Below are 23,263 nucleotides of genomic sequence, written 5' to 3'. Positions count from 1 at the left end.
TACCATCTATCGATTGGGTTGTCACGTATTTATTCATAGATGGCCTGGTAGAGTCCTTCCATCAAACTCTGGTAACTGCTTGGTTCAAAGGTCATCTCGGCAAAAGAAACATGAATGACCTTGTTGATCGTTTTAACAATAAAAAAACTATCCTCCCCACGCTCCGGGTCAATATAGGTATAGCACTCTAAGTGATTGGTTCCGGTTTTTTGACGTAAAAATTCCGTTGCTTCCGCACTCAAACTCGCATATTTAGGCATAGTTAGATCCCTTTCCATTTAAACGATGTGATGCTATCTATTATAGCGTATTTTAACCCTTTGATTCCTATCAAAACGAGAAAGTATTTCTTTAATTTTCAGAATTTTCGTACTATAATGAATCTATCAAGATATCGCTTTCATTCTATGAAGGAGGAATTGATATGAGCAGTCATGAAACGAATGGATTGGTGTTTGTCTTTACTGGCACTAGCGGTTCTGGTCGTAAAACAATTGCCCATCACATTGCCAAAGAGCTTGGTTTCTCATCTGTCGTCTCCTACACAACTCGAATACCTAGACCCAAAGAAATCAACGGGAAGGATTATAATTTCATCTCACGCAAAGTGTTCATCGATAGTGACATTGCAGGTGAATTTTTTCAAACTGTTGAAATTGACGGGAATTTCTATGGGATCAAGAAAGCGGACATCGATGAAGCGCTTCGCAAAGACGGACTTATCTATGTCATTGTGAATCGTTATGCAGCTAATCGTTTCAAGTATACATTTGGAGATAGAGCTATCCGCTTGTTCATCTATGTCAACAAACAAACGATCATGGAACGCATGCTTGCTCGAAATACGCCTACTGACGTCATTGACCACTACATGAACCACTACATAGAGGAAGTCTCCTACCGCAAGGATTGTGAGTATGTTTTTGAGAATATGAATTTACAAGAATCGATCGACAAGGTGAAGGCAACCATGCTCGCTCACATGCAAACTACAACAAGTTAAGTGTGCTTATAACGCCAAGAGACCCGGTGATCAACATCACCGAGTCTCTTTTTTTACGATCCAACATTCATTTTAATGGGGCTTTTTTCCTCTTCAAGGCCACGAAACCGCCGAATAGTGAAACCGGTACGATGACGACAAAACCAATCAATTCGTACCATAACGGAATGCTATCATTGGTTAACATGGAATCAAATCCGATTGCAGCGCCGATGACACCAATAATGGCTGCATTGAAATATTCGGCGCGCTTCGCAACCTTTGCGGCGATGTATCCGCCAAGAAACGACCAGAACAAACCAACTACCAAAAGCAAAAGTAATAGGCCTACATTCGAATATATAACACTTACATTCTGCTCATCCACCGGGCGATTAGCAAAATATATACCGCCAATTAACGCAGTCGATATTAAAGTCCCCAAGTTATCAACCGCTACACCAAGCAGTACACCCAGAAAATGAAATTTCCGTTCACTTTTTTGTTCAACCATAGATTCTTCTTCTCTCCTGATCACTTCGATCTACCAGCCTTATCCATAATACCATGTGGCCGCTTTAGTATCCAGTTCTTACCTTGCAGAGCTTGCAGAGTTCGCAGTCTCTTCGGCAATCTTCTTCACGTAGTTATTACGCTTTTCAAGAAATCGAGTCATATACTTTGCTAAAAACAAGTGATCGGCAAGCCTCCCCAATCCTCCAAAAGGTGAAGTGTAATCAAACGTATCCACCATCAAAGTGCCTTGCTCTACAGTTACAAATTCATGTGTATGACGAAATCGCTTGAACGCCCCTCTAACCATTTCATCTACAAAGTAATACGGCTTCACCATCTCTGTAATCTGGGCAGTCAATTGCTGCTTAATACCTAAATGATAAGCTTCCCAAGTCACTGTTTCTCCATGCTCAATCAACCCCTGTATCCTGCCTGCTATCGCTCGTTCCTTCGTATGAGAGGTTGATTCTGCATGGATATCTATACTCCTTGCCAAATCAAAACACACTTCAATAGGTGCATGAATAAGTAACTCCTGTCGTATTGTTGGCATTGAATCCTCTACTTCCACCAAGTTTCTATCGGATAATCCGCGGCATTCACAATAACAGTTTGACCTATTTTCGGTGTGACAATTGATACTTTACTAGCATGCGCTGCCCTTGTAGCACGCTCTACCGGATCTGTCCAGTCATGTAAGGCCAGCGTGAATGCTCCCCAATGTATCGGTATCATCAGCTCCCCTTTCACATCCATATGGGCTTGAACCGTTTCTTCCGGCATCATATGAATATCAGACCAGCGATCATCGTATTGACCGCACTCCATCAGAGTAAGATCGAACGGACCATACTTAAGCCCAATTTCTTTGAAATGAGGGGAATACCCACTATCGCCACTGAAGAAGATGCCCGCCTGCTTTCCTTTGATCACCCACGAGCACCATAAGGTAGCACCGCGATCCGTCATACTTCTCCCCGAAAAGTGTATAGCTGGCGTACAGGCCAACGTTAGACCTTCAAACGTAAACTCTTCCCACCAATCATACTCTTCGATCTTCTCAGGCAGCACCCCCCATCTGATCAGATGATCGGCAACCCCAAGCGGGACAAAAAACTTGTTCACTTTATGCTTTATTTTCATTATCGTTCCATAATCCAAATGATCATAATGGTCGTGTGACAAAATAACAGCATCAATCACGGGCAGCTGCGCTATTTCAAAAGGCAATCCACCGCTATATCTTCCCTTCCCAAACCATGGAAACGGCGAAGGAGCTTTCCCGAACATGGGATCTAATAATAGGGCTTTGCCATCAATCGTTAACAAGGAAGCCGAATGACCAAACCAAGTCACTTTTGTTTCCAGATCCTTGGTCAAATTAGGGTTTTCCATCGCAAATTGCGTCTTTGGACGTCGATTAGGACTGCTTTTCGCAAAATCAAGCAAGATCCCGACCGTATTCCTGAAGCCCATATTCATCATGGTAGGAACAGGGTTTTCGAATTTCCCATTCAAATACTGAGAGGATCGAGAGAATACGCGAGCCTTCTCCTTCGATGGTTTCCGACCAAAAACAGGATAAACATTCATAAAAAGTACAATAACGCACATAATTCCCACTACGATACTCGTCAATATAAGTAACAACTTCTCTGCCTCCATGCTTAAACGTATTGGAATAGTCTTTTATGACTAGATGTATTAACGTAAATCCACATCGTATGGTTCCAAGATTTGATTAACAACCCTAATTCCAAGCATGGGCAATGCTCCTTAATCGGCTAGAAAGTCACATTTTTTTTCAAGATTAGGGACAATAGCACAATCAGTCGATTCGCCCAAACATTCCTCAAAAATAGTCATAAGCTATCTTGAAACACAAACCACTTTCAGTTGGAGGTTGATTCGGATGAGTTGTGGAACTGGCGTAGGTTATACTTCTTCAGCAGCAATCTTGGTACTATTCATTTTACTGGTTATCATCACTAGCGCTTTTGTTTGGTAATTTAGAAAGCAAATACAGAAGGACTACCAATCATCATAGGTAGTCCTTCTGACATTCCCCTCTTCCGTCAATGTCAATGATATCAAAGAATTGTTCATTGTAAGTTTTTAATAAACTAAAAAGAACGCTCTGGAAGAGCGCCCCTTTTTGATATATAGTAGTACGGTCATCCATTCAAAACGTTAGACTCAATCGTGACCAATTCATACAAATCATTCACGTCACACCCCAAGGTGTCAGCGATAGATATAGCAGACTTAAGCGGCATGATTCTTTTGTTTTCAACAAAGTCGGTAATCCGCTCTGGCTTGTATAGCAAAGTTCGAGCGAGTTCAAAGGCAGTCATGTTGGATTCAATTAATCGCTCACTAAGCAGGCAACGACCGAGCTCATATTTCATTCTGATGACCTCCAAGACACTACAAAGATTCTAACCCTCTCAAGAAACCTTATGCTCGATGCGAAGCTTATCTGCCACCATCGCGATGAACTCCGAATTTGTCGGTTTGGACTTCGAGATGTTAATCGTATATCCGAAAATAAACGAGATGGAATCGATGTTGCCGCGCGTCCAAGCAACTTCAATCGCATGACGGATGGCGCGCTCAACGCGGCTTGGTGTAGTCTTGTACTTCTCAGCTATAGCTGGGTACAAAGTTTTGGTGATCGCACCAAGGATTTCGATATTGTTGTATACCATCGTGATCGCTTCGCGAAGATATTGATATCCTTTAATATGCGCAGGAACGCCAATTTCATGTATGATGCTGGTGATATTAGCATCTAAGTTTTTACCTTTAGGCATATGTACAATATTTGCTCGTGTTGTTGAAGTCGTTGCGGAAGCTTGATTGTTACCAACAAGCTGGCGAATTCGGTTCGTTAGCGTATCCATATCAAAAGGCTTGAGAATGTAGTAAGAGGCTCCAAGTTGCACAGCTTTTTGAGTGATATTTTCTTGTCCAAAAGCGGTTAGCATGATGATTTTCGGTTGTGTGGGAAGATTCATCTCACGCATTTTCTCAAGTACACCCAGACCATCCAAGTGAGGCATAATAATATCTAAAATGAGTACATCCGGCAAATCACGTTGTTGTTCAAGAAAACGAAGAACCTCGTTACCGTTGTACGCCACTCCTACAATTTCCATATCCTCTTGCTCACCAATGAACTCTGATAATAAATGGGTAAACTCACGATTGTCATCTGCTAGTAACACTTGAATTTTTTGCAACTTAAAATCCTCCTTTAGCTACTCATACAAGTTGGTATTTCTCTCTTAAGTAAAGGTATTCGACACCCCAACTTAAATTCCTTCTGTCGAATATTATTTTTCTTTTCTTTTAATTCACTTTCTTATATAATAATATATTTATCTTCTGTTTCCAACATTTTTCGACATATTCACATAAAGTCGTGTTTTTCCTTGTAGAATGAGGTTAAAATTAAATAAAGAATCAAAGGCTTCTAGCTCGCCTTTGATTCTTTGTGAGAGGCTCCTGAAGAAGGTCTAAGGATAATACCTGAGTCCTGAAGCATCCATTCTATGAAACAACCGTAACCACTTGTAGGATCATTTACAAATACATGTGTAACGGCTCCGATTAACTTGCCATTCTGGATAATAGGGCTGCCACTCATCCCTTGAACAATACCGCCTGTTTTATCTAATAATCGCGGATCCGTGATTTTAATCACCATACCTTTTGTTCCTGGTATGTCTTGTTTGGATACATGGACAACTTGAATGTCAAATTTCTCGACCTTCTGCCCTTCCACAACCGTATAAATTTGAGCAGGGCCTTCTTTCACTTCTTCAGCGAAAGCAACAGGTATGGCTTCTTTATCCAAGCTATGGTCAGGAGCAGCATACATTTTTCCAAAAATACCAAATGCCGTGTTTCTTTCGATATTACCAATCACTTTACTATCTTTGTACAAGGTAGCATGTTTCTCACCTGGATCTCCGTTATGACTCTTAGAAATAGAGGTGACATTAGAATACACAATATCGCCGTCACCAACGATGATTGGCGTTTGGGTATCCATATCCGTGATAACATGTCCCAATGCCCCGTATACGCCTTGATCTGGTGCGTAGAAGGTTAGAGTACCAACACCCGCAGCTGAATCCCGAATGTACAGACCTAAGCGATAGGACTTATCTACGACGTCATAGACGGGCTGCAGCTTCACAATAATTTCTTCATTGTTACGAAGGATTTTTAGCTCCAGCGGTGTTTTGTTTTCTCCGGATTTGGCTACAAGATCAGCAACTTTACTAACATCCTTAGAATCTTTGCCATTGATCTTAGTAATTAAATCACCTACTTGAATTTTCGCTTCTTCACCAGGTGAAACTTTTTGGTCTTGGGCAACAGTTACTAAATGATGACCTACGACCAAAATACCGGCAGACTTAATTTTCACACCGATCGTTTGACCACCTGGGATGACTTTCAAATCCGGCACTACATTGACCTTAACTGTCTTGATGGGGATTGCACCGAATAGCTTGAGCTTCATTTCTGTTTGCCCAGAGTGATCGGATTGCAACGAGATGGGTTCTTTCAAATTAACTTGAAATGAGTGCTTGGCATTGCCGTTTACCTTTACAATATCCGTATCTTTTACCGTGACTTGGGCGTTGACCGGCATTGTTAATTGGAGCTGCTTCCCCTGACCGCTGAATAAGCGAAGTTCCTGAGGGAAGGAGGCAAAGCTTTGAAAAGGCGGAGACAAACTTACCATACAAACGAAGAAGACGAGCAGGAGTCCGAACAATCTTTTTCTTTTGCTGGATTGCAATATCTTCACGCTCCTTCACACTTCCTTGAGCCCTGACGATTGTCGTCGTCAAATGCGTACCTTTAAGTTAACCCCACTCTCCCCGTTTTATAACTGAAAATGCTGACTATCTATACTTTCATGCCCTTGCTTTCTTATTTCTTGCCATGGCAAGCATTTCCCCTGCATGATGCAGTGTGGTTTCCGTCACTTCGACACCGCCAAGCATTCTCGCTAATTCCTCAATTCGTCCAGAATCAGGCATATCTTGAACACGTGTAAACGTTCGTTCTTGATCCACTTCTTTCCGAATATAGAAATGAACATCAGCGAAACTAGCCACTTGTGGTAAATGTGTAATCGAGAAAACTTGGCAATTTGTCGACAAAGTAGATATTTTTTCTGCAATAGCTTGCGCCGCGCGGCCACTTACACCTGTATCCACTTCGTCGAAAACAAGTACAGGAATTTGATCAATACGTGCAAATATTGTTTTCATCGCGAGCATAATACGAGAGAGCTCCCCGCCAGAAGCAATTTTACTAAGACCGCGTAAAGGCTCTCCAGGATTGGGTGCCATGAGAAATTCAATTTGATCGATTCCTTGCCGTGAGTACCGTACTTTGTTACCTTCAACAAGAATGCCTCGTTCGTCAAGTGTTTGTTCCACTTGTACACGGAACTGCGTGCGTTCCATCTGTAGATCACGAAGTTCATGCTCAATTTGACCTGCAAGCTGTTCAGCAATTCCTTTGCGCAAATTGGAAAGATCCAAAGCCGCCACGCCCAACTGCTTTTCTTCGGCCGCAAGCTTGTCCTCTAATTTGCGAATATGCTCATCTTTATTTTCAATGGTATCGACTTCGCTTTTTATTTTATCCAAATAAACGAGTATTTCTTTAATATTCTCTCCATATTTTCGCCTAAGAGACGTGATCATATCTAATCTTTGTTCAATAAAATCCAAACGTGAAGGGTTAAACTCGATGCCATCTCGATAGTCGCGCAGTTGATAAGCTGCGTCTTCCATCTGATAATAAGCGGATTGCGCCTGCTCAAGAAGAGGACTTAGCTTCGTTGGATCGAGTTGAACGATATCCTGAAGTCTGGAAACTGCCTTTCCGGCCGCATCTAAGCCACGGTTCGTGGCATAGAGGAAATCATAAGCCTCGGAAGAGCTTTGAAATAATTTTTCCGCGTTAGCCAATTTTCTCTTCTCTTCGATTAAGGTCTCATCTTCCCCCATTTTGAGCTTTGCAGCCGAAATTTCATCGATTTGAAAACGATATAAATCTAGCATTTGAAGCGCCTGTTTGCTTGTTTCTTGAAGCTCTCGCAGCTCTTTTTGCAGCTTTATATATTGATCATAGCTAGCTTGATAGTTTTTTTTCGCAGCCTCAACTTCAGAATCACCGAATAAATCAAGAGAATGAATATGTTCATCTACATTCAGCAGGGATTGATGCTCATGCTGACCATGAATATTAACCAGCCACTCTCCCGTTTTACGAAGCATTGTCAAGTTGACAAGCTGACCATTAATTCGGCTGGAGCTTTTACCCGTTGCGGTGATTTCTCTACGAATGAGCAAATGCTCACTGGCATCTGCACTTATACCGAGTTCTGTAAGCGTATGCCAAACCGGATGCGAGGATGGTAATTCAAACATTGCTTCTATCTCTGCTTTGTCTGCACCGTAACGTACCAACTCCGAAGATCCTCTGCCGCCAACAATGAGAGTTAAAGCATCGATGATGATCGATTTACCTGCACCTGTTTCGCCTGTTAGGACATGAAAACCAGCTTTGAAACGAATATGTACATGTTCAATAACAGCCAAATTACGAATCGAAAGTTCTGTAAGCATGTGCTCCTCCTGAAATTAAGATAGTAATGACATGACTTCATTTACAAAAGTAAGGCTGTTCTCTTTGCCGCGGCAAATCACAAGAATGGTATCATCTCCGCAAATCGTCCCCATGACACCGCTCCATTCTAGATTATCAATAAGTGCGCAAATCGTGTTTGCCGTACCTGGCAAACATTTCATCACGACAAGATTGTCGGTATGGTCAATGCTAACAAAATGGTCACTCAATGCTCTACGCAGTCTTTGCATCGGATTAAATCGCTGATCGGCCGGCATGGAGTACTTATATCGGCCATCATCCAAGGGAACCTTAATCAGATGAAGCTCTTTGATATCGCGTGAGACTGTAGCCTGTGTGACATGAAAGCCAGCAGCCCGAAGAGTCTCCACCAATTCATCCTGTGTCTCAATCTCGTGGTTCGTGATAATCTCTCTGATTTTTACATGCCTTTGACCTTTCATCCTTACACCTCTATATGAAATGTGATTTTTTTAATTTTGTTTAGAGCCATATCCACATATAGCACGCCGTCAGCTTCTGGATATATCAGACTATAGGCTAGCAGCATATCGCGAACAGCGCTTCCTGTCATTTCTAGCGGTTTACGTTCCTTCGCTACTTTCACGAGGTAAATTTGTTCATCTTTCTGGGCAAAATAGTCGATGAATAATCGGCTTTCCAGCTGTTCTCTTTCATTAATCATCATGCTGATGGGAATTCTGGTTTTACTAGCAAGCACATCGAAGCCAGCTCCTTCAAGCAGCTCCACGACTTCATCCTGTGGTATTTCGGAGTGTCTGGGAATCCTTCTTCGCTTCTTATTCGGTCCGTCTAGCCACCTTTTGAATCGCCAAAAGATAATGCCTACAACTATGATCAGGATTAACAAAATGACTTTAACATCGCCTTGTTCCATGTCCTTCACCTCGCCATAGTATTCGCGGATTTACCTGGAAAATCCTTTTTTATGAAGTAAGGATAAACGATTCCATCGTCCCTTAGGGACGAGTGCGTTTGTCAAGGTAGATGCAAAGCAAAAGTATGAAACTGATACTTTCCTATCTACTGAAAAAACCCATCTCTGGGCCGCAAAAAGGCGTTCTCAAAGATGAGTTTATTTGCCATGCAATTTTTGTGCTTCTTTGACTGTCACTGCAATCAAATCTTTCAGAGAAGAAGCTTCAGCAAGAGAGGTATCCTCAGCCGCATCACTAGACCAATAGGCAAGGAATTCAATATTCCCTTCCCCTCCTGTGATTGGTGAGTAGGTCAGCCCTTTCAAGCGAAACCCTAACTCTTCTGCAAAAGTTAACACAATGGTCAACACATCCACATGCACATCAGGGTCGCGAACAACACCGGATTTGCCAACTTTCTCTCTACCCGCCTCGAACTGAGGTTTAATGAGGGCAACCACTCGTCCCTGATCTAACAAGATCTCTTTCAGTGGCGGTAAAATAATACGCAGCGAAATGAAAGAAACATCAATGCTTGCAAATGTAGGACGTGGACCGTTCAAATCCTCCATTTTTGTATAGCGAAAATTCGTTCTCTCCATAACATGAACACGTTCGTCATTACGAAGCGACCAGTCCAATTGATTATAGCCAACATCGACAGCGTACACAGAAGAGGCGCCATTTTGCAGAGCACAGTCTGTAAATCCGCCTGTCGAGGCTCCAATATCAAGCATAACTGCTCCATTTAAATCGATATCAAATTGCTTCAATGCCTTCTCTAGCTTAAGACCGCCTCTACTCACATAAGGATGAAGCGCACCTTTCACTTTCAAAACAGCCTTCCTGCTGATCTTCATACCCGCTTTATCTACAGGTTCTTCATCAGCAAAAACAAGGCCTGCCATAATGGCGGCCTTTGCCTTTTCTCTGCTTTCAAAATAGCCTTGTTCAAGAAGCAATAGATCCAATCGTTCTTTATCTGATGACATTGTGTTTATGTTACTCCTATTCTTATCATCCATAGCCTAAGCTCGTTGTCGTTTACGTGGCACTAGCTTCTTCACTTCAGTGATTAAGTTTTGTGTGGTAAGTCCAACTTCTTCTCGCTGTTCCTTCACGCTTCCATGCTCAACGAAGTAATCCGGGATACCCATTATTTGCACGTGTAATCCTACGACACCTTTGGCTGCGTAGAATTCTACTACACTGCTGCCAAGTCCGCCTTGGATAGAACCCTCTTCCATCGTAATGATTGGAATGGACTCACTTGCTAGCTGGAGTAAGTAAGCTTCATCAAGCGGTTTAATGAAACGTGCATTGACAACGCGAAGGTTGAAGCCTTCTTTAGCTAATTGTTCGGCTGCCTCTTCGGCAATCTGCACCATTGGTCCGACTGCAAGTACAGCAGCATAATCTCCGTCACGCAATGTCTCCCATGTACCGATTGGAATCGCTTTTGGCGCTTCAACGATACTGGATCCCGTTCCGCTGTTTCTTGGATAGCGGTATGCGATAGGTCCATCATTGTACTCAAGAGCAGTCTGCATCATATCTCTTAATTCACGTTCGTCCTTAGGCATCATAAGCACCATGTTCGGCAGCGAACGTAGAAACGAAATATCGTAAGCACCATGATGGGTCTCGCCATCTGGACCCACAAACCCTGCACGATCAATAGCAAACGTAACATTCAGCTTGGGACGGCAAATATCATGAACGACTTGATCGTAAGCTCGCTGTAGAAAAGTGGAATATACCGCAAATACGGGTTTCAAGCCTTCACTTGCAAGACCTGCACATAGTGTTGCCGCATGCTGCTCCGCAATCCCAACGTCAATCATCCGATTGGGGAACTGCTTCGCGAACTTCAGTAACCCAGAGCCTCCAGGCATAGCTGGAGTAACAGCAACAATTCTGGAATCCTTCTCAGCGAGCTCGATTAACGTATTTCCAAAAATTTCTGTATACATGGGAGGCCCTACGGATTTAAGCACCTGTCCTGATTCGATCTTGTAAGGTCCTGGACCATGCCAACTGTGCGAATCCTGCTCAGCTGGTGTATACCCTTTACCTTTGGTCGTTACGACATGAACAAGCACAGGACCATTGATCTTCTCTGCCTGTTTAAGCGTATCGAGTAATACCGGTAAATTATGTCCGTCTACAGGCCCAATATAAGTGAACCCTAATTCCTCAAACCAAACACCGTTTAACACAAAATATTTGAGACTGTCCTTCAGCTTTTCCGCGGTTTTGGCCAAGGTGCCGCCGATGGCAGGAATTTTCTTAAGTAAATGTTCAACTTCTTCTTTGGCCTTCAAATAATGACGATCCGAACGAATTTTGCTCAAATAATTATGAATAGCCCCGACATTGGGCGCAATCGACATTTCATTGTCATTCAGAATGACCATAATATTTTTCTTCTCATGACCAATGTGGTTCATTGCTTCTAACGCCATACCACCGGTAATCGCCCCATCACCAATAACGGCAACAACTTTATTATGTTCACCTTTTAGATCACGGGCCATCGCCATTCCCATTGCGGCTGACAGCGAAGTACTGCTATGCCCGGCTTCCCAGACGTCATGTTCACTTTCAGAACGTTTCACGAATCCACAAAGTCCCTTGTACTTGCGCAGGGTATCGAATTTATCTTTGCGACCGGTTAAAATTTTGTGTACGTAAGCTTGATGACCCACATCAAAAATAAATTTATCATACGGGCTGTGGAACAAGGTATGTAAAGCAATGGTGAGCTCAACCACACCTAAATTGGAGGACAAGTGTCCACCTGTAACAGACAGCTTCTCAATCAGAAATTGACGGATTTCACCAGCCAATGTCTCAAGCTCCGTCAAGGATAAACGCTTTAAGTCCTCAGGCCGATTGATTTGTTCGAGCAGCACGCTTGTTTCCTCACTTTCAATGTGAAAATACTGAGATCGATTTCATCATTATATCATAAATTGGGTATTTCGTGTAAAACCACATAAAAGCAGGGGGAATCATACACGCAATAAAGGATTAATGATCCCTCTTCATTAAGTAATCCGCCAGTTGGAGAAGCCTCTCAGGGTGCGCAATCTGTGCACGAAGCAGTGCTTCTTTGGCTTGACTCGTTAAATCCTTGACCTTCTGCTCCGAAGCTTCGATCCCGATAAAAAAGGGATACGTTACCTTCTGCTGCTTCTCATCGCTCTTCACAGGCTTACCTAACTTCTTCTCATCACCGATGATATCCAAAATATCATCCTGAATTTGAAAAGCAAGACCAATGGCATTGCCGAATTCACTAAGGGCACGAAGTTGCGCTTCCGTTGCGCCGGCAATATGACCGCCTGCACGTAAGGAGAAAACAATGAGATCACTCGTCTTATGGGTATGAATGAAAGCTAATTCTTCAAGCTTTGTAATGCCTTGCTCTCCGAGCATATCAGCGGCTTGACCGCCAACCATTCCTCTCGCTCCTGCATAAATGGCAAGTTCTTCTGTGATGGAAAGCACACGTTCTGCTGGAATGCCATGTCCTTTATGTGCCTGCGTAATGCTGAAGAATGCTTGCGTCAGCAATGCATCGCCAGCTAGAATGGCCATGGCCTCACCGTATACCTTATGATTCGTCAGCTTGCCTCGGCGATAATCATCATTATCCATTGCTGGCAAATCGTCATGAACCAGGGAGTAAGTATGAACCATCTCAATGGCTAAAGCTACAGGCATTGCTGCCTCTAGGGAACCCCCTAGTACTTCAGCTGCTGCTAGCACCAGAATGGGGCGCAAGCGCTTGCCACCAGCCATTAAGGAGTAGTTCATGGACTCACGTAGAGAACCAGGAACGTCCCATGCTGCAGGCAGCGCTTGGATTAAAGCCGCTTCGACCATGTCTGCATGGGAAGCTATATATTCATGAATGGTAGACGTCTTATTCAACCTAATTCCCCTTATCTTCCAAGACAGGTTGGAAAGGCTTCCTGCTCACAGTGCCCGATTCACCTTCAACCAACATCTCAATTTTCTTCTCCACTTGTTCAAGCTTCACACCGCACAGATGGGAGAGCCGAACGCCTTCCTGATATAGCTCAATCGCTTTCTCCAAAGGAACATCGCCGCTTTCCAATTGGGCAACTATGCGCTCCAACTGTTCAATGGCCAGTTCAAAGCTAACTTCCGTTTCACTCGTAGACATCTTTGTTCTCCTCCATCCCCGATACCTGACAATTCAACCTTCCGTCCTTGAGACGAATCTTAACGAAATCTCCAACCTTCACTTGGGAGACTGAACGAATGAGCTCATGCTCTTGTTCGTCGTACGCCAAGCTGTAGCCCCGCTGCATGACCTTCAGCGGGCTGAGGGCGTCCAAATGACGGACGCCAGACTGCCACTCCTGCTTCTTCGTACGCAGGAGGGTCTGCATGGCCGTGAGCATCTGCCGCTTGGAAGTATCCAAGCGCCGCCTTGCGGACACGGCCTGCTCTTTGGGATTGAAGCTGGATAAGCGGCGCTCCAGCTTCAATCGCCGTTCCGCCAACAGCGTTAGGCGCTGGCGCATGCGGTAACCGAGCTGCTCCGCCAGCCGGTCGAGTCGTTCCGCAGGCTGCATCAGCAGCTGCCTGCGGGGGTTCGTTAGGAACGGAGAGCGCTTCGCGCGCTCCAGCCGTTCCTGCTTACGGCGCAGCTGCTGGAGCAGCCCGTAGTGCAGCCGCTGCGCTTGCTGCGACAGCTGCTGCTTCAGCTCGAGGTGATTCGGCACCGCGAGCTCGGCCGCCGCCGTAGGCGTCGGCGCTCTTAGATCGGCGACGAAGTCCGCGATCGTGAAGTCCGTCTCGTGGCCGACGGCCGAGATGACGGGAATCGCGGAAGCTGCAATGCTCCGCGCAACGGCTTCCTCGTTGAATGCCCAGAGCTCTTCGAGCGAGCCGCCGCCGCGGCCCACGATGAGCACGTCGGCTTCACCGAGCCGGTTCATCGCTTCGATCGCCTTGACGATCGAAGGGCCTGCTTGCGCTCCCTGTACCAGTACCGGGTACAGAAGAATCTGGACCGACGGATAGCGGCGCTGCAGTGTGATGATGACATCACGCACAGCGGCTCCTGTCGGAGACGTGATCACGCCGATTGCGCGCGGAAACCGAGGAATCGGTTTCTTGCGCTCCGCCGCGAACAGTCCTTCCCCTTCTAGCTTCTTCTTAAGCTGCTCGAAGGCCATATACAAACTGCCGATGCCATCCGGCTGCATCGCCGTGACATAGAACTGATACGCTCCGTCTCTTTCATATACGGAAATATTACCGCGAGCGATCACTTTCGTTCCTTCTTTCGGAATAAAACCGAGCTTCTGGTTATGCGAAGCAAACATGATGCTTTTTAACCTGCCATCCGCATCTTTAATCGTAAAATACATATGGCCGCTGGAATGGTGAGTGAAATTAGAGATTTCCCCACGAACCCAAACATCCTGCAGACGGGAATCGCCCTCTAGCATGAGTTTAATATAACGGTTCAAATCCTTGACAGATAAGATCTTCGTCTCGTTTCTCGCCATACTGCTTATTAAACGCTCACATTCGCTTTAGCTGCGCGACTTGCTGCATCAACGGTGTTGCGAAGCAGCATGGTAATCGTCATTGGACCTACGCAACCGGGTACGGGTGTGATTGCACTTGCAACCTCTTTAACCGCTTCGAAATCAACATCCCCTGTCAGTTTACCGTCTGCAGGACGATTCATCCCCACATCGATAACGACAGCACCAGGCTTCACGTGATGTGCTTTAATCAAATTTGCTTTACCAACAGCAACAACAAGAATATCCGCTTGTTTTGTAATTTCCTCCATATTCGGAGTACGAGAGTGAACGACGGATACCGTGGCGTGCTCGCGCAGAAGCAGCATAGCCATTGGTTTGCCTACGATGTTGCTTCTTCCTACAACAACAGCGTGCTTACCAGCTATATCGACTCCTGTGCGTTTTAGAATTTCGATAACACCATGCGGTGTACATGGCTTCATACCATCTTTGCCAATCATCAAGTTACCGACATTCATGGGGTGGAAGCAATCCACGTCCTTAAGCGGATCAATTTCATCAACAACTGCTTCTTCATTTATATGCTTAGGCAGCGGTGATTGAACAAGAATACCGTTAATTCGGCTATCGCTATTAAATTTATGAATAAGTGCAATTAACTCTTGTTGCGTTGTATTTTCCGGTAAACGATGTACTTCGGAATAAATCCCTACATCATCACAGGCTTTCGCTTTGTTTCTTACATAAACCTGTGAAGCCGCATCTTCTCCCACAATAACAACGACAAGACCAGGCTGGTTGCCTTGCGCAGTAAGCGCGGCAGCATCCGACCTGATCTCCTCACGGATGGAACTCACGAGTTCTTTCCCATTAATAACTTGTGCAGACATGTTATTTCCCCCTAAGAGTTTTGTGAAAAACGTTCTTCGTAAGCAGCAGCTTAGAGTTTTCTTAGAAAACTTGCTTCGTAAGCATTAGCTTCGTGTTTGCAATGGCTATATATAAATGGTTGAATAATCATTGTTAATTAGGACGGAGTTACTTTGCCCTTTAAATCTTCAACTTCTTTAATCATTTTACCAAGTACACCGTTAACGAACTTACCTGACTCCTCCGTGCCATAATGCTTGGCCAAATCAATCGCCTCATTGACGACAACTTTAGGTGGAACATCATCTCTGTACAGCATTTCATATACAGCCAAACGCAACACTTCACGATCAATCCGTGAGAGCCTGTCCATCGCCCAACCTTTTAAATACTCTTCAAGCAGTTCATCAATTCTAACTTTGTTACTGTATGTACCCTCAACAAGTTCAATAATGTATAGAGGGTCAATTTTATCTCCAGAAAAATTCAACTCTGTTTCATTGTCATGCTCTGCTTCATGAATCGCAATTTGGACAGCTTCCTGAGGTGTAGCCTCATTCATCTGGATTTGGTAAAGGCTTTGTACGGCAATTTCTCGTGCAACTCTGCGTTTCATTATGGTCCTCCTAAAAGTTTTCGCCAGAAAACTGACTTCTTAAGCAATCATGGATGTAACTCGTCCTAAAAAACTCTTTTTACTAGTATACGTCATATTGGAATGAATCCAAACAAAAAAATCCATGGTAGAACCAGGGATTTTAGCGAAACATTCTCCATTTTTGCGTGAGATAGCGCCAAATGTCTTCAAGAATGACGAAACTTTCTTTCCGATCCAGTTTGTTCCCGACATATAAACCGAGCAGAACAATGAATCCAAAGATCAACATATCCCAAAAACCAAAAAACAAATAAATGAAGCCGAAGAAAATGCCTGCTGCCACTCCGATTACTTTGCCCCTATGGGACTCCCACAGTTCATTCCACATGAGTGGGTTCACCTCTATTCGACTCGGCTTTTAAAAGTTGGGGCTGATTGCACGATGTTCGCTACGAATACGGTTACGGAAGCTACAGGAATGCCAGTAATATCCTCGATGTAACTTTTCACAGTACTTTGCATCTCTTCTGTAAGTTCAGGAATCGAACTTTCCCCATCCACAATGGTTCTGATCGTAATTTCTAGACCTGATTGATTCACCCTTACACGGGCACGTAAATCTTTGGCACCTTTGGTACGACCAGCGGCTTTCAAAGATAAATTCTCAACCGTTTCTATCGAGATGCGAATATCTCCGAAATCCGTTCGTTGGTCGATGGATGGCGCTTGAGAACGACCGCGGCGCAGCGTTAAAATGAGGAAACGAACAGAGATCAACAGCATGACCAAGCTGATGATAATCGCTGGGTATGCAAAGCTTTTTTCGAAATAAAAATTACTTAACATTTGACCTGCTTGTTCTAACGGGATCCAACTCGAAGCTGTGAACAAAACAACGATAGAAGCAATTAGAATAATTAGGCTATAGAGAAGTAGCAAGAGCCTGTCCACAATTTTAGCCACGTAAGCTTGTCCCCTTCCTATAGTTAGAGGAAACCCCCTGCAACCTGTAGGGGGTTTCAATTGATCCATATGGATGCAGCAATTCCGCCTATTTCACACGATGGGCAGCTGCTGTTTCTTCTTCAACCGGTTTATCTGCCAATTTAAAATGAACATCATGAATATGCACGTTGACTTCAACAACATTTAAGCCTGTCATCGATTCAATTGCCTGCTTCACATTTTGTTGAATGTCGCTTGCAACTTCAGGAATTCGATTGCCATATTCAATAATGATGGAGACGTCAATGGCTGCTTCACGTTGTCCGACTTCTACCTTTACGCCTTTGGACAAATTCTTACGTCCAAGCAATTCAGCAATGCCGCCAGCTAATCCGCCACTCATCCCCGCTACTCCTTGCACTTCCACCGTTGCCAAACCGGCAATGATTTCGATAACCTCGGGGGCAATTTGGATGCTGCCCATGTCTGTTTTGACGTAATCCGGAGCGATTGTGCTCATTGTGGCACCTCCTTAGAGTTTTGCGCCAGCAAAACTGGCGTCGTAAGCATAACTGTATTTGTGAAACAAACGTGTTTCATGTGAATTTCTTTGCTTGATCCATTGTTTGGATAAGCCATCTTAATTTATTAGTATACCATTTCGTCAAAAATATGACAAATGTTTGTCTACGATTCTGGATCATTGACATCATGCTCTTCCAAGAACTTAATATCATGGTCACCCTTGATAAATTTCTTGTGCTCAAGCAGCTTCAAATGGAAGGGAATCGTTGTGTTCACACCTTCCACCGCAAACTCAGTGAGTGCTCTTTTCATGCGGGCAATCGCTTCTTCTCGCGTATTTCCCCAAACAATAAGCTTAGCGATCATAGAATCATAGTGTGGCGGGATTGTGTAGCCCGGATATACCGCACTGTCAACACGAACACCAAAACCACCTGGCGGCAAGTAAAACTTCACTTGGCCCGGTGAAGGCATGAAGTTCCGATTCGGATCCTCCGCATTCACACGACACTCGATAGCCCATCCATTGATGCGGACATCTTCTTGTGCAAAAGATAATGGATTGCCTTCTGCTACATGAATCATCTCTTGGATGATATCGATTCCTGTAATCATTTCGGTTACGGGATGCTCAACCTGGATTCTCGTGTTCATTTCCATGAAGTAGAAATTACCATCGGGACCGAGTAGGAACTCAAGGGTTCCTGCACCGGAATAATTAACGGCTTTCGCTGCACGAACGGCCGCTTGCCCCATCGCTGTGCGTGTTTCAGCTGTCAGAATCGGGCAAGGAGCTTCCTCAACAAGCTTCTGTCTACGGCGCTGTACGGAACAGTCACGCTCACCTAAGTGAACAACATTACCGTGTTTATCAGCTAAAATTTGAATCTCAACATGCTTCATGCCTGTCAAGTATTTCTCCAAATATATACCTGCGTTGCCAAAAGCATTTTGTGCTTCTTGCTGCGCTGCCGTAATCTGCTGTACGAGTGTTTCCTCGTTCTCGGCAATACGTATACCTTTACCGCCGCCGCCTGCTGTCGCTTTAATGATGATCGGGTAACCGATATCTCGAGCAATGACGATCGCGTCGTCAATGTTCTCAACCAAACCGTCTGAACCTGGAATGATCGGTACTCTCGCTTCTTTCATCGTTTGCTTGGCAACCGCTTTATCACCCATTCGGCTTATCGCATCTGGGGAAGGACCGATAAATGTAATATTGCAGCTCTCGCAAATTTCTGCGAAGTCCGCATTTTCTGCTAAGAAGCCATATCCTGGATGGATCGCATCACATTCTGTTAGCGTAGCAACACTCATCAAGTTGGTGAAGTTCAAATAGCTGTCCTTGGAGGCAGTCGGCCCAATACAATAGGCTTCGTCGGCTAGACGCACATGAAGCGCATCACGATCAGCTTCCGAATAAACAGCCACTGTATAAATGCCAAGCTCACGACAAGCTCGGATAATACGAACAGCAATTTCTCCGCGGTTCGCTATTAGGATTTTATGAAATTTCATTATTTTTCCTCCTAAGAGTTTTCCGTTAGGAAAACTTGCATCATAAGCGTGTACTGCGTTTTGCTCAAGCAAAACTGCGCCATAAGCCTAAGCTTACTAATCGCTTACTCTGGTCTAACTAAAAATAAAGGTTGTCCGTACTCTACAAGCTGACCGTTATCTACGAGCACTTCAACGATTTCACCTTTAATTTCAGCTTCGATTTCATTCATCAATTTCATAGCTTCCACAATACAGACAACGTTTTTGTCACCTACTTTGGAGCCAACACTTACGAAAGGAGCAGAGCCAGGAGAAGCAGATTGATAGAAGGTTCCTACCATCGGTGAAACTATCTTATGTAAAGATGAGTCCTCTTGCTTAGCATGTCCAGTAGTCGCAGGGATAGAAGCTTCGAGAGCGGCAGCAGGTGCTGTGTTACCCATGTTTGCTTGACCGATCGGAGCATACGTGTGTTGAACGGGGGCCGTTACATAGACAGACTCCGTTTTATTCGGCTTGCGAATAGAAAGGCGTGCACCTTCATTTTCGATTTCAAGCTCTTGTAAAGAGGATTGATCGACGAGTTTGATCAACTCTTTGATTTCACTCAATTTGAACATTCATGTCACTCCTTCAAGGTTGGTGAACCAGTAAAAAATGCGGTTTCATAGCCGCAACGTATGTATTATACCCATAAACGCAAGAAATGGAAAGAGTCCAGTTTGTCCGGACCCTTTCCATTGCCATCCCTAATAGGCTAATCTCATCTCTTTTTACTAAGGACGAACATATTGAATCTTAATATTTTCCGGACCTGTACCAAGCTCTTTCATCACCATATCAACGATTGTTACACCTTGGCTTTTCTCCAATTTATCGCTTTGAACTGTCACTTTCCACTTGTTTCCATCTTGATTAATGATGGCTTGCGGGAAGTCTTTCATAAGCACATCTTGTAAATTTTCTACTTTTTCTTGAATATCTGTCAGTTTCGCTAAGTCATTTGTCGCTTTGGCTACAGCTTCAGGTGTCTTTTTCGAATCGATAATGATTTCCATTAAATCAGAGGATGTTTTGCTGAAATAATCTCTTTGTTTCATTTGCTCATTCGTGAAATAATCGCTAGCTGATGTCGTTCTCGCTTGCTCTTCAACAATCTTCAGAACTTGATCATCCGTTTTGGCCGTATCTGGTTTCGCATTGGAAGCATCTTGTGTCGTCGTTGTTTTAGCATCGGTTTTAACATCTGTTTTCGCGTCTGTTTTTGTTGAATTTTGCGGTGTTACAGCTTTCGTGTCGACTTTCGCATCTCCACCAGTTGTCGCTTTCACATCAGTTTTCGCAGCATTCGCAGGGTCAACCTGACTCATATCAATCTTCACTTCTTGTGTTTTATTGATCGTTTCCGTTGTGGCTAAATCAAGCTTATTGACATCCTCTGTGAACAGATAATAGGCGGAAAGCACCACCATTAAACTAAGCATAGAAACGAGCCAAATTGTTTGTCTTTTCGCATTCATTGAAATTCCTCCTCAATTTTGATTTGCTACCTACATTCATCCCCCTGTTTTGCGGGGTAAAATAGAGATCCTACTCGCTTGCACATCAAGTCCTCGCTCTACAGCTTCAGTAATCATTTTTTTCACTGTGAGATTCTCAGCGCCTTTGGCGACAACGATGACGCCTCTGATTTTCGGTTTAATGTATTTGAGCACAAGCGGTTTCTGGTCACCGGAAACTTGATAGACAACCACTTCACCACTCCGCGTTACCTGGGATATATTCCGTGTCGCTCCACCATTGTCGCGTTCTGTCGTCATTTGCTGATTGTCATTGTAATTTTTGTCGACCGTCATTTCTTCGGTCGACTCAATTGTAACGAGCACTTCAACATCGCCAACACCAACAATTTTTTGCAGAATCTCCTTTAACTGTGTTTGATAGGCCGCTTCATAATCATGAAAGGCAGAATTTTCTTTGGATGTACTGTTGAGAAATGTTTCTTTGCTGGGTTGCGGAGAGGCCCTGCCCGTATTGATGGGATCAACATCTTTTACAGTCATAAATGCATTCATAATCATCAGCGCAGCTCCCAAGAGTCCAATCATAACGACCCACAAGAGCGTGTTCTTGCGTTTGGGTCCTCCCGGACCTCCGCCGAATTTGTGCTCCATCCATTGCAGCAATGTTCCCATCCATTCACCTCGCAATCCTTTCATTCCGTTGTTTCAATTGGATATCAATCTGTGCAGGCTCCACGATCCAATCACGCACGATTTTTTGCTTGAGATGGTCAACCTCTTGCTCCATTCGTGACGATAACTTAGGCAGAGCAGCTGCTTCTTTGTCACTTAGGTTACTTCCCTGCAGCTTCGTTGTTGGTTCGATCCGTATCGGATCAATTGGCTTGAGTGGCTCCATGACAGCTATGCTTCTGGAGGCTGATGTTGATTTAACCTGTTTCGTCGTTTCTATATCATCAAGGGTTACCCTGACTTTCGTTATAGCAGGTTTCCCGTTATTGTCGATTTGCGCCAGCACCTGAACGTCTTGGATGATCAGCTCTGTTTGCTTCTGTAAATCCTCTTTCATCAGCTCAGCCAGTTGATGTTGAATCATTTGCTGTGATTGTTTTTGTCCTGCTTCTTGAAGCTTTTGGGCATCCTTCGTAATCACATCGAGCGATTTCATATATGGATTTCCGCCGCCGCTGCTCGCAAGCATTGTTTTCTCGTTTTGCCGCTGTTCCGCTTGACCGATCAATTGATCGATATCCCAATCCTTTTGAAACAATTGAAGTACTGGAGATAACAGCGTGAGCAAGATGAACAAACTCATAACCGTTTTGACATATCGCTGCATCGTATTGCTGGGAAGTAATAGATCAACAAATGTAGCCAACATAATGACCATAATGACGCTTTTTAGCCATCCCGCTAACCAATCCATAGCTGCCTCCTTTCACCGCATCATCACGGAGACATTACTGATTGTAATCATGATCGTTAGTGCCAGAAAGAACATTAAGCTGACTGCTGCCAGTGCCGCAAACACATAAATCAAGCTCTTACCTATCGTTTGTAAGCAAGCTATAATCGGACTATCTCCCAAGGGCTGCATGATCGCTGCGGATAAGTTATAGATGAAAGCTAGCGTTAAAATTTTGATTGCCGGAAACGCACACAACAAGATTAGAATGACAACCCCAACGAGTCCGATTGCATTTTTTACAAGCAGCGATGCTCCAATCACTGTCTCAGTTGCATCCGAGAATAACCGTCCTACAACGGGGACAAAGTTTCCGGTAATGTATTTTACCGTTCGAATCCCAACGCCATCTCTAACCGCTCCCGCAGTCCCTTGAATCGATATAACACCAAGGAAAACAGTGACGAATACCCCGAGCATACCTAAACTTATTGTGCGCAGCAGGTTCGCTAGCTGGGTGACTTTGTATTTCTCGCTAAGGGAGCTTACGATGTGCAGAACAGCCGAAAAGAACAACAACGGGAATACAAACACATATATCGCTGTGCCAACTGAATGGATCATGAACACAATCAGAGGGTGTAATATCGCCACAGATGTGACATTGCCCATGGAAGCTAGAAGCGTTAACATCAAAGGAACAATGGCAATCATGAATTGCATCATGGAAGAGATGGCTGTTTTGGCATAACCGATTGCTATGCTGAAGCTGTTGATAGCTATAATAATCAGAACCATATAGGTAATTGAATAACCTAGCTTGCTGACCGTGTTTCTTTCAAAGGAGCTTTGCAGCGTTTCGAGAATCATACTGAAAATCGTCAGTATAACGATCGAAGCAAGCAGCTTTCCATTAATGATGATTTCGTGGAACACATAGCTTAGCAGCCCTTTGAAAATGCTCTTCATGCTAATGCCTTTGGTCCCAAGCAGCAATTCCATGAAGGTTGGTGTCTTACTTTCGGGGAAGTAACCGCCGTAATCCTTCATGAGCTTATCCCAATATTGCTCAACAGGTTCCGTATTCAGATGGTTGGCCTGCTCCTTGATAATGACATCCGTAGGCGATTCAGCGGCCATAGTGCCCGTCAATCCAAGCCATAAGCCCATTGTCATTATGAACAAAATGATCCAGCGGTTGTTCAGCTTCTGGTGCGAATAAAGTAGATTCATATAG

28 protein-coding genes are annotated in these 23,263 nt (G+C 44.1%); 2 read left to right on the top strand and 26 right to left on the bottom strand.

Annotation, left to right across the window (positions count from 1 at the left end; all coding sequences use genetic code 11):
• Nucleotides 1-29 precede the first annotated feature (29 nt).
• Complete coding sequence (locus QFZ80_RS09880; RefSeq protein ID WP_307547063.1) at nt 30-260, bottom strand: hypothetical protein; 231 nt, start codon at nt 258-260, stop codon at nt 30-32.
• Nucleotides 261-424: 164 nt separating this feature from the next.
• On the opposite strand from QFZ80_RS09880, the gene QFZ80_RS09875 reads away from it, so the two are divergent.
• The gene (locus tag QFZ80_RS09875; RefSeq protein WP_307547064.1) at nt 425-1,003 is read left to right on the top strand and encodes a guanylate kinase; all 579 of its coding nucleotides are present in this window, start codon (nt 425-427) and stop codon (nt 1,001-1,003) included.
• A gap of 67 nt (nt 1,004-1,070) precedes the next feature.
• Here the strand turns inward: QFZ80_RS09875 and QFZ80_RS09870 are convergent, their stop codons facing one another.
• The 3 genes from QFZ80_RS09870 to QFZ80_RS09860 all read right to left on the bottom strand — a co-directional run bounded on the left by QFZ80_RS09870 (nt 1,071) and on the right by QFZ80_RS09860 (nt 3,139).
• Nucleotides 1,071-1,496, bottom strand: a complete 426-nt coding sequence (locus tag QFZ80_RS09870; protein ID WP_307558674.1) for a hypothetical protein — start codon at nt 1,494-1,496, stop codon at nt 1,071-1,073.
• Between the two features lie 78 nt (nt 1,497-1,574).
• The gene (locus QFZ80_RS09865) at nt 1,575-2,051 is read right to left on the bottom strand and encodes an SRPBCC family protein (RefSeq protein WP_307558672.1); all 477 of its coding nucleotides are present in this window, start codon (nt 2,049-2,051) and stop codon (nt 1,575-1,577) included.
• 8 nt (nt 2,052-2,059) lie between these two features.
• Nucleotides 2,060-3,139: an MBL fold metallo-hydrolase gene (locus tag QFZ80_RS09860; protein ID WP_373460391.1), complete on the bottom strand. Its 1,080-nt coding sequence runs from the start codon at nt 3,137-3,139 to the stop codon at nt 2,060-2,062.
• 271 nt (nt 3,140-3,410) lie between these two features.
• Between QFZ80_RS09860 and QFZ80_RS09855 the strand changes: the two genes are divergently transcribed.
• The gene (locus QFZ80_RS09855) at nt 3,411-3,506 is read left to right on the top strand and encodes a YjcZ family sporulation protein (RefSeq protein WP_082615175.1); all 96 of its coding nucleotides are present in this window, start codon (nt 3,411-3,413) and stop codon (nt 3,504-3,506) included.
• Nucleotides 3,507-3,672: 166 nt separating this feature from the next.
• Here the strand turns inward: QFZ80_RS09855 and QFZ80_RS09850 are convergent, their stop codons facing one another.
• The 22 genes from QFZ80_RS09850 to spoIIIAE all read right to left on the bottom strand — a co-directional run bounded on the left by QFZ80_RS09850 (nt 3,673) and on the right by spoIIIAE (nt 23,259).
• Nucleotides 3,673-3,906 (bottom strand): helix-turn-helix domain-containing protein, encoded by a 234-nt coding sequence (locus QFZ80_RS09850; RefSeq protein WP_307547068.1) that lies wholly within the window; start codon nt 3,904-3,906, stop codon nt 3,673-3,675.
• A 39-nt stretch (nt 3,907-3,945) separates the two neighbouring features.
• On the bottom strand, nt 3,946-4,740 hold the full coding sequence (spo0A, locus tag QFZ80_RS09845) for a sporulation transcription factor Spo0A (RefSeq protein ID WP_307547069.1): 795 nt from the start codon (nt 4,738-4,740) through the stop codon (nt 3,946-3,948).
• A 233-nt stretch (nt 4,741-4,973) separates the two neighbouring features.
• Nucleotides 4,974-6,314 (bottom strand): SpoIVB peptidase, encoded by a 1,341-nt coding sequence (gene spoIVB / locus QFZ80_RS09840; RefSeq protein ID WP_307555596.1) that lies wholly within the window; start codon nt 6,312-6,314, stop codon nt 4,974-4,976.
• A gap of 118 nt (nt 6,315-6,432) precedes the next feature.
• Nucleotides 6,433-8,160 carry a DNA repair protein RecN gene (recN, locus tag QFZ80_RS09835; RefSeq protein WP_307558669.1) on the bottom strand — a complete coding sequence of 576 codons (1,728 nt, stop codon included), beginning with the start codon at nt 8,158-8,160 and terminating at the stop codon, nt 6,433-6,435.
• 15 nt (nt 8,161-8,175) lie between these two features.
• Nucleotides 8,176-8,625 carry a transcriptional regulator AhrC/ArgR gene (ahrC, locus tag QFZ80_RS09830; RefSeq protein ID WP_307547070.1) on the bottom strand — a complete coding sequence of 150 codons (450 nt, stop codon included), beginning with the start codon at nt 8,623-8,625 and terminating at the stop codon, nt 8,176-8,178.
• A 2-nt stretch (nt 8,626-8,627) separates the two neighbouring features.
• The gene (locus QFZ80_RS09825; RefSeq protein WP_307558667.1) at nt 8,628-9,080 is read right to left on the bottom strand and encodes a hypothetical protein; all 453 of its coding nucleotides are present in this window, start codon (nt 9,078-9,080) and stop codon (nt 8,628-8,630) included.
• A gap of 198 nt (nt 9,081-9,278) precedes the next feature.
• Nucleotides 9,279-10,112: a TlyA family RNA methyltransferase gene (locus QFZ80_RS09820; protein WP_307547072.1), complete on the bottom strand. Its 834-nt coding sequence runs from the start codon at nt 10,110-10,112 to the stop codon at nt 9,279-9,281.
• 36 nt (nt 10,113-10,148) lie between these two features.
• The gene (gene dxs, locus QFZ80_RS09815) at nt 10,149-12,035 is read right to left on the bottom strand and encodes a 1-deoxy-D-xylulose-5-phosphate synthase (RefSeq protein ID WP_307547073.1); all 1,887 of its coding nucleotides are present in this window, start codon (nt 12,033-12,035) and stop codon (nt 10,149-10,151) included.
• Between the two features lie 118 nt (nt 12,036-12,153).
• The gene (locus tag QFZ80_RS09810; RefSeq protein ID WP_373460390.1) at nt 12,154-13,011 is read right to left on the bottom strand and encodes a polyprenyl synthetase family protein; all 858 of its coding nucleotides are present in this window, start codon (nt 13,009-13,011) and stop codon (nt 12,154-12,156) included.
• Nucleotides 13,012-13,060: 49 nt separating this feature from the next.
• A complete protein-coding gene (xseB, locus tag QFZ80_RS09805) occupies nt 13,061-13,315 on the bottom strand; it encodes an exodeoxyribonuclease VII small subunit (protein WP_057306412.1) in 255 nt (84 codons plus the stop codon).
• Complete coding sequence (gene xseA, locus QFZ80_RS09800) at nt 13,302-14,672, bottom strand: exodeoxyribonuclease VII large subunit (RefSeq protein WP_307547074.1); 1,371 nt, start codon at nt 14,670-14,672, stop codon at nt 13,302-13,304. The genes xseB and xseA overlap by 14 nt, the downstream gene beginning before the upstream one ends.
• Nucleotides 14,673-14,680: 8 nt before the next feature.
• Nucleotides 14,681-15,547: a bifunctional methylenetetrahydrofolate dehydrogenase/methenyltetrahydrofolate cyclohydrolase FolD gene (folD, locus tag QFZ80_RS09795; RefSeq protein ID WP_307547075.1), complete on the bottom strand. Its 867-nt coding sequence runs from the start codon at nt 15,545-15,547 to the stop codon at nt 14,681-14,683.
• Between the two features lie 137 nt (nt 15,548-15,684).
• The gene (gene nusB / locus QFZ80_RS09790) at nt 15,685-16,143 is read right to left on the bottom strand and encodes a transcription antitermination factor NusB (RefSeq protein ID WP_047673943.1); all 459 of its coding nucleotides are present in this window, start codon (nt 16,141-16,143) and stop codon (nt 15,685-15,687) included.
• A gap of 142 nt (nt 16,144-16,285) precedes the next feature.
• On the bottom strand, nt 16,286-16,513 hold the full coding sequence (locus QFZ80_RS09785) for a DUF2273 domain-containing protein (RefSeq protein ID WP_307558665.1): 228 nt from the start codon (nt 16,511-16,513) through the stop codon (nt 16,286-16,288).
• A gap of 14 nt (nt 16,514-16,527) precedes the next feature.
• On the bottom strand, nt 16,528-17,088 hold the full coding sequence (gene amaP / locus QFZ80_RS09780; protein ID WP_307547077.1) for an alkaline shock response membrane anchor protein AmaP: 561 nt from the start codon (nt 17,086-17,088) through the stop codon (nt 16,528-16,530).
• Between the two features lie 88 nt (nt 17,089-17,176).
• Nucleotides 17,177-17,590 carry an Asp23/Gls24 family envelope stress response protein gene (locus QFZ80_RS09775; protein ID WP_171643488.1) on the bottom strand — a complete coding sequence of 138 codons (414 nt, stop codon included), beginning with the start codon at nt 17,588-17,590 and terminating at the stop codon, nt 17,177-17,179.
• Nucleotides 17,591-17,757: 167 nt separating this feature from the next.
• The gene (accC, locus tag QFZ80_RS09770; protein WP_307547078.1) at nt 17,758-19,116 is read right to left on the bottom strand and encodes an acetyl-CoA carboxylase biotin carboxylase subunit; all 1,359 of its coding nucleotides are present in this window, start codon (nt 19,114-19,116) and stop codon (nt 17,758-17,760) included.
• A 104-nt stretch (nt 19,117-19,220) separates the two neighbouring features.
• Nucleotides 19,221-19,718, bottom strand: a complete 498-nt coding sequence (gene accB / locus QFZ80_RS09765; RefSeq protein ID WP_307547079.1) for an acetyl-CoA carboxylase biotin carboxyl carrier protein — start codon at nt 19,716-19,718, stop codon at nt 19,221-19,223.
• 156 nt (nt 19,719-19,874) lie between these two features.
• Nucleotides 19,875-20,618 carry a SpoIIIAH-like family protein gene (locus tag QFZ80_RS09760; RefSeq protein WP_307558662.1) on the bottom strand — a complete coding sequence of 248 codons (744 nt, stop codon included), beginning with the start codon at nt 20,616-20,618 and terminating at the stop codon, nt 19,875-19,877.
• 36 nt (nt 20,619-20,654) lie between these two features.
• Complete coding sequence (gene spoIIIAG, locus QFZ80_RS09755; RefSeq protein ID WP_307547081.1) at nt 20,655-21,293, bottom strand: stage III sporulation protein AG; 639 nt, start codon at nt 21,291-21,293, stop codon at nt 20,655-20,657.
• Nucleotides 21,294-21,297: 4 nt separating this feature from the next.
• On the bottom strand, nt 21,298-22,047 hold the full coding sequence (gene spoIIIAF, locus QFZ80_RS09750) for a stage III sporulation protein AF (protein ID WP_307558660.1): 750 nt from the start codon (nt 22,045-22,047) through the stop codon (nt 21,298-21,300).
• Nucleotides 22,048-22,059: 12 nt separating this feature from the next.
• Nucleotides 22,060-23,259 (bottom strand): stage III sporulation protein AE, encoded by a 1,200-nt coding sequence (spoIIIAE, locus tag QFZ80_RS09745; protein ID WP_373460042.1) that lies wholly within the window; start codon nt 23,257-23,259, stop codon nt 22,060-22,062.
• Between the last annotated feature and the right edge of the window lie 4 nt (nt 23,260-23,263).

The organism is Paenibacillus sp. V4I7, assembly GCF_030817275.1.
Taxonomy (GTDB): Bacteria; Bacillota; Bacilli; order Paenibacillales; family NBRC-103111; genus Paenibacillus_E.
This window is presented reverse-complemented; position numbering and strand designations above follow the sequence as displayed.

Coding starts and splice junctions, on each gene's coding strand:
- QFZ80_RS09855 (WP_082615175.1), top strand. CDS start 3,411: ATGAGTTGTGGAACTGGCGTAGGTTATACTTCTTCAGCAGCAATCTTG.
- QFZ80_RS09850 (WP_307547068.1), bottom strand. CDS start 3,906: ATGAAATATGAGCTCGGTCGTTGCCTGCTTAGTGAGCGATTAATTGAA.
- nusB (WP_047673943.1), bottom strand. CDS start 16,143: ATGAAACGCAGAGTTGCACGAGAAATTGCCGTACAAAGCCTTTACCAA.
- xseA (WP_307547074.1), bottom strand. CDS start 14,672: ATGGCGAGAAACGAGACGAAGATCTTATCTGTCAAGGATTTGAACCGT.
- spoIIIAG (WP_307547081.1), bottom strand. CDS start 21,293: ATGGGAACATTGCTGCAATGGATGGAGCACAAATTCGGCGGAGGTCCG.
- QFZ80_RS09760 (WP_307558662.1), bottom strand. CDS start 20,618: ATGAATGCGAAAAGACAAACAATTTGGCTCGTTTCTATGCTTAGTTTA.
- QFZ80_RS09825 (WP_307558667.1), bottom strand. CDS start 9,080: ATGGAACAAGGCGATGTTAAAGTCATTTTGTTAATCCTGATCATAGTT.
- QFZ80_RS09865 (WP_307558672.1), bottom strand. CDS start 2,051: ATGCCAACAATACGACAGGAGTTACTTATTCATGCACCTATTGAAGTG.
- QFZ80_RS09775 (WP_171643488.1), bottom strand. CDS start 17,590: ATGAGCACAATCGCTCCGGATTACGTCAAAACAGACATGGGCAGCATC.
- QFZ80_RS09870 (WP_307558674.1), bottom strand. CDS start 1,496: ATGGTTGAACAAAAAAGTGAACGGAAATTTCATTTTCTGGGTGTACTG.
- QFZ80_RS09810 (WP_373460390.1), bottom strand. CDS start 13,011: ATGGTCGAAGCGGCTTTAATCCAAGCGCTGCCTGCAGCATGGGACGTT.
- QFZ80_RS09820 (WP_307547072.1), bottom strand. CDS start 10,112: ATGTCATCAGATAAAGAACGATTGGATCTATTGCTTCTTGAACAAGGC.
- ahrC (WP_307547070.1), bottom strand. CDS start 8,625: ATGAAAGGTCAAAGGCATGTAAAAATCAGAGAGATTATCACGAACCAC.
- spoIIIAF (WP_307558660.1), bottom strand. CDS start 22,047: ATGGATTGGTTAGCGGGATGGCTAAAAAGCGTCATTATGGTCATTATG.
- spoIIIAE (WP_373460042.1), bottom strand. CDS start 23,259: ATGAATCTACTTTATTCGCACCAGAAGCTGAACAACCGCTGGATCATT.
- accB (WP_307547079.1), bottom strand. CDS start 19,718: ATGTTCAAATTGAGTGAAATCAAAGAGTTGATCAAACTCGTCGATCAA.
- QFZ80_RS09880 (WP_307547063.1), bottom strand. CDS start 260: ATGCCTAAATATGCGAGTTTGAGTGCGGAAGCAACGGAATTTTTACGT.
- recN (WP_307558669.1), bottom strand. CDS start 8,160: ATGCTTACAGAACTTTCGATTCGTAATTTGGCTGTTATTGAACATGTA.
- xseB (WP_057306412.1), bottom strand. CDS start 13,315: ATGTCTACGAGTGAAACGGAAGTTAGCTTTGAACTGGCCATTGAACAG.
- folD (WP_307547075.1), bottom strand. CDS start 15,547: ATGTCTGCACAAGTTATTAATGGGAAAGAACTCGTGAGTTCCATCCGT.
- accC (WP_307547078.1), bottom strand. CDS start 19,116: ATGAAATTTCATAAAATCCTAATAGCGAACCGCGGAGAAATTGCTGTT.
- QFZ80_RS09785 (WP_307558665.1), bottom strand. CDS start 16,513: ATGTGGAATGAACTGTGGGAGTCCCATAGGGGCAAAGTAATCGGAGTG.
- QFZ80_RS09875 (WP_307547064.1), top strand. CDS start 425: ATGAGCAGTCATGAAACGAATGGATTGGTGTTTGTCTTTACTGGCACT.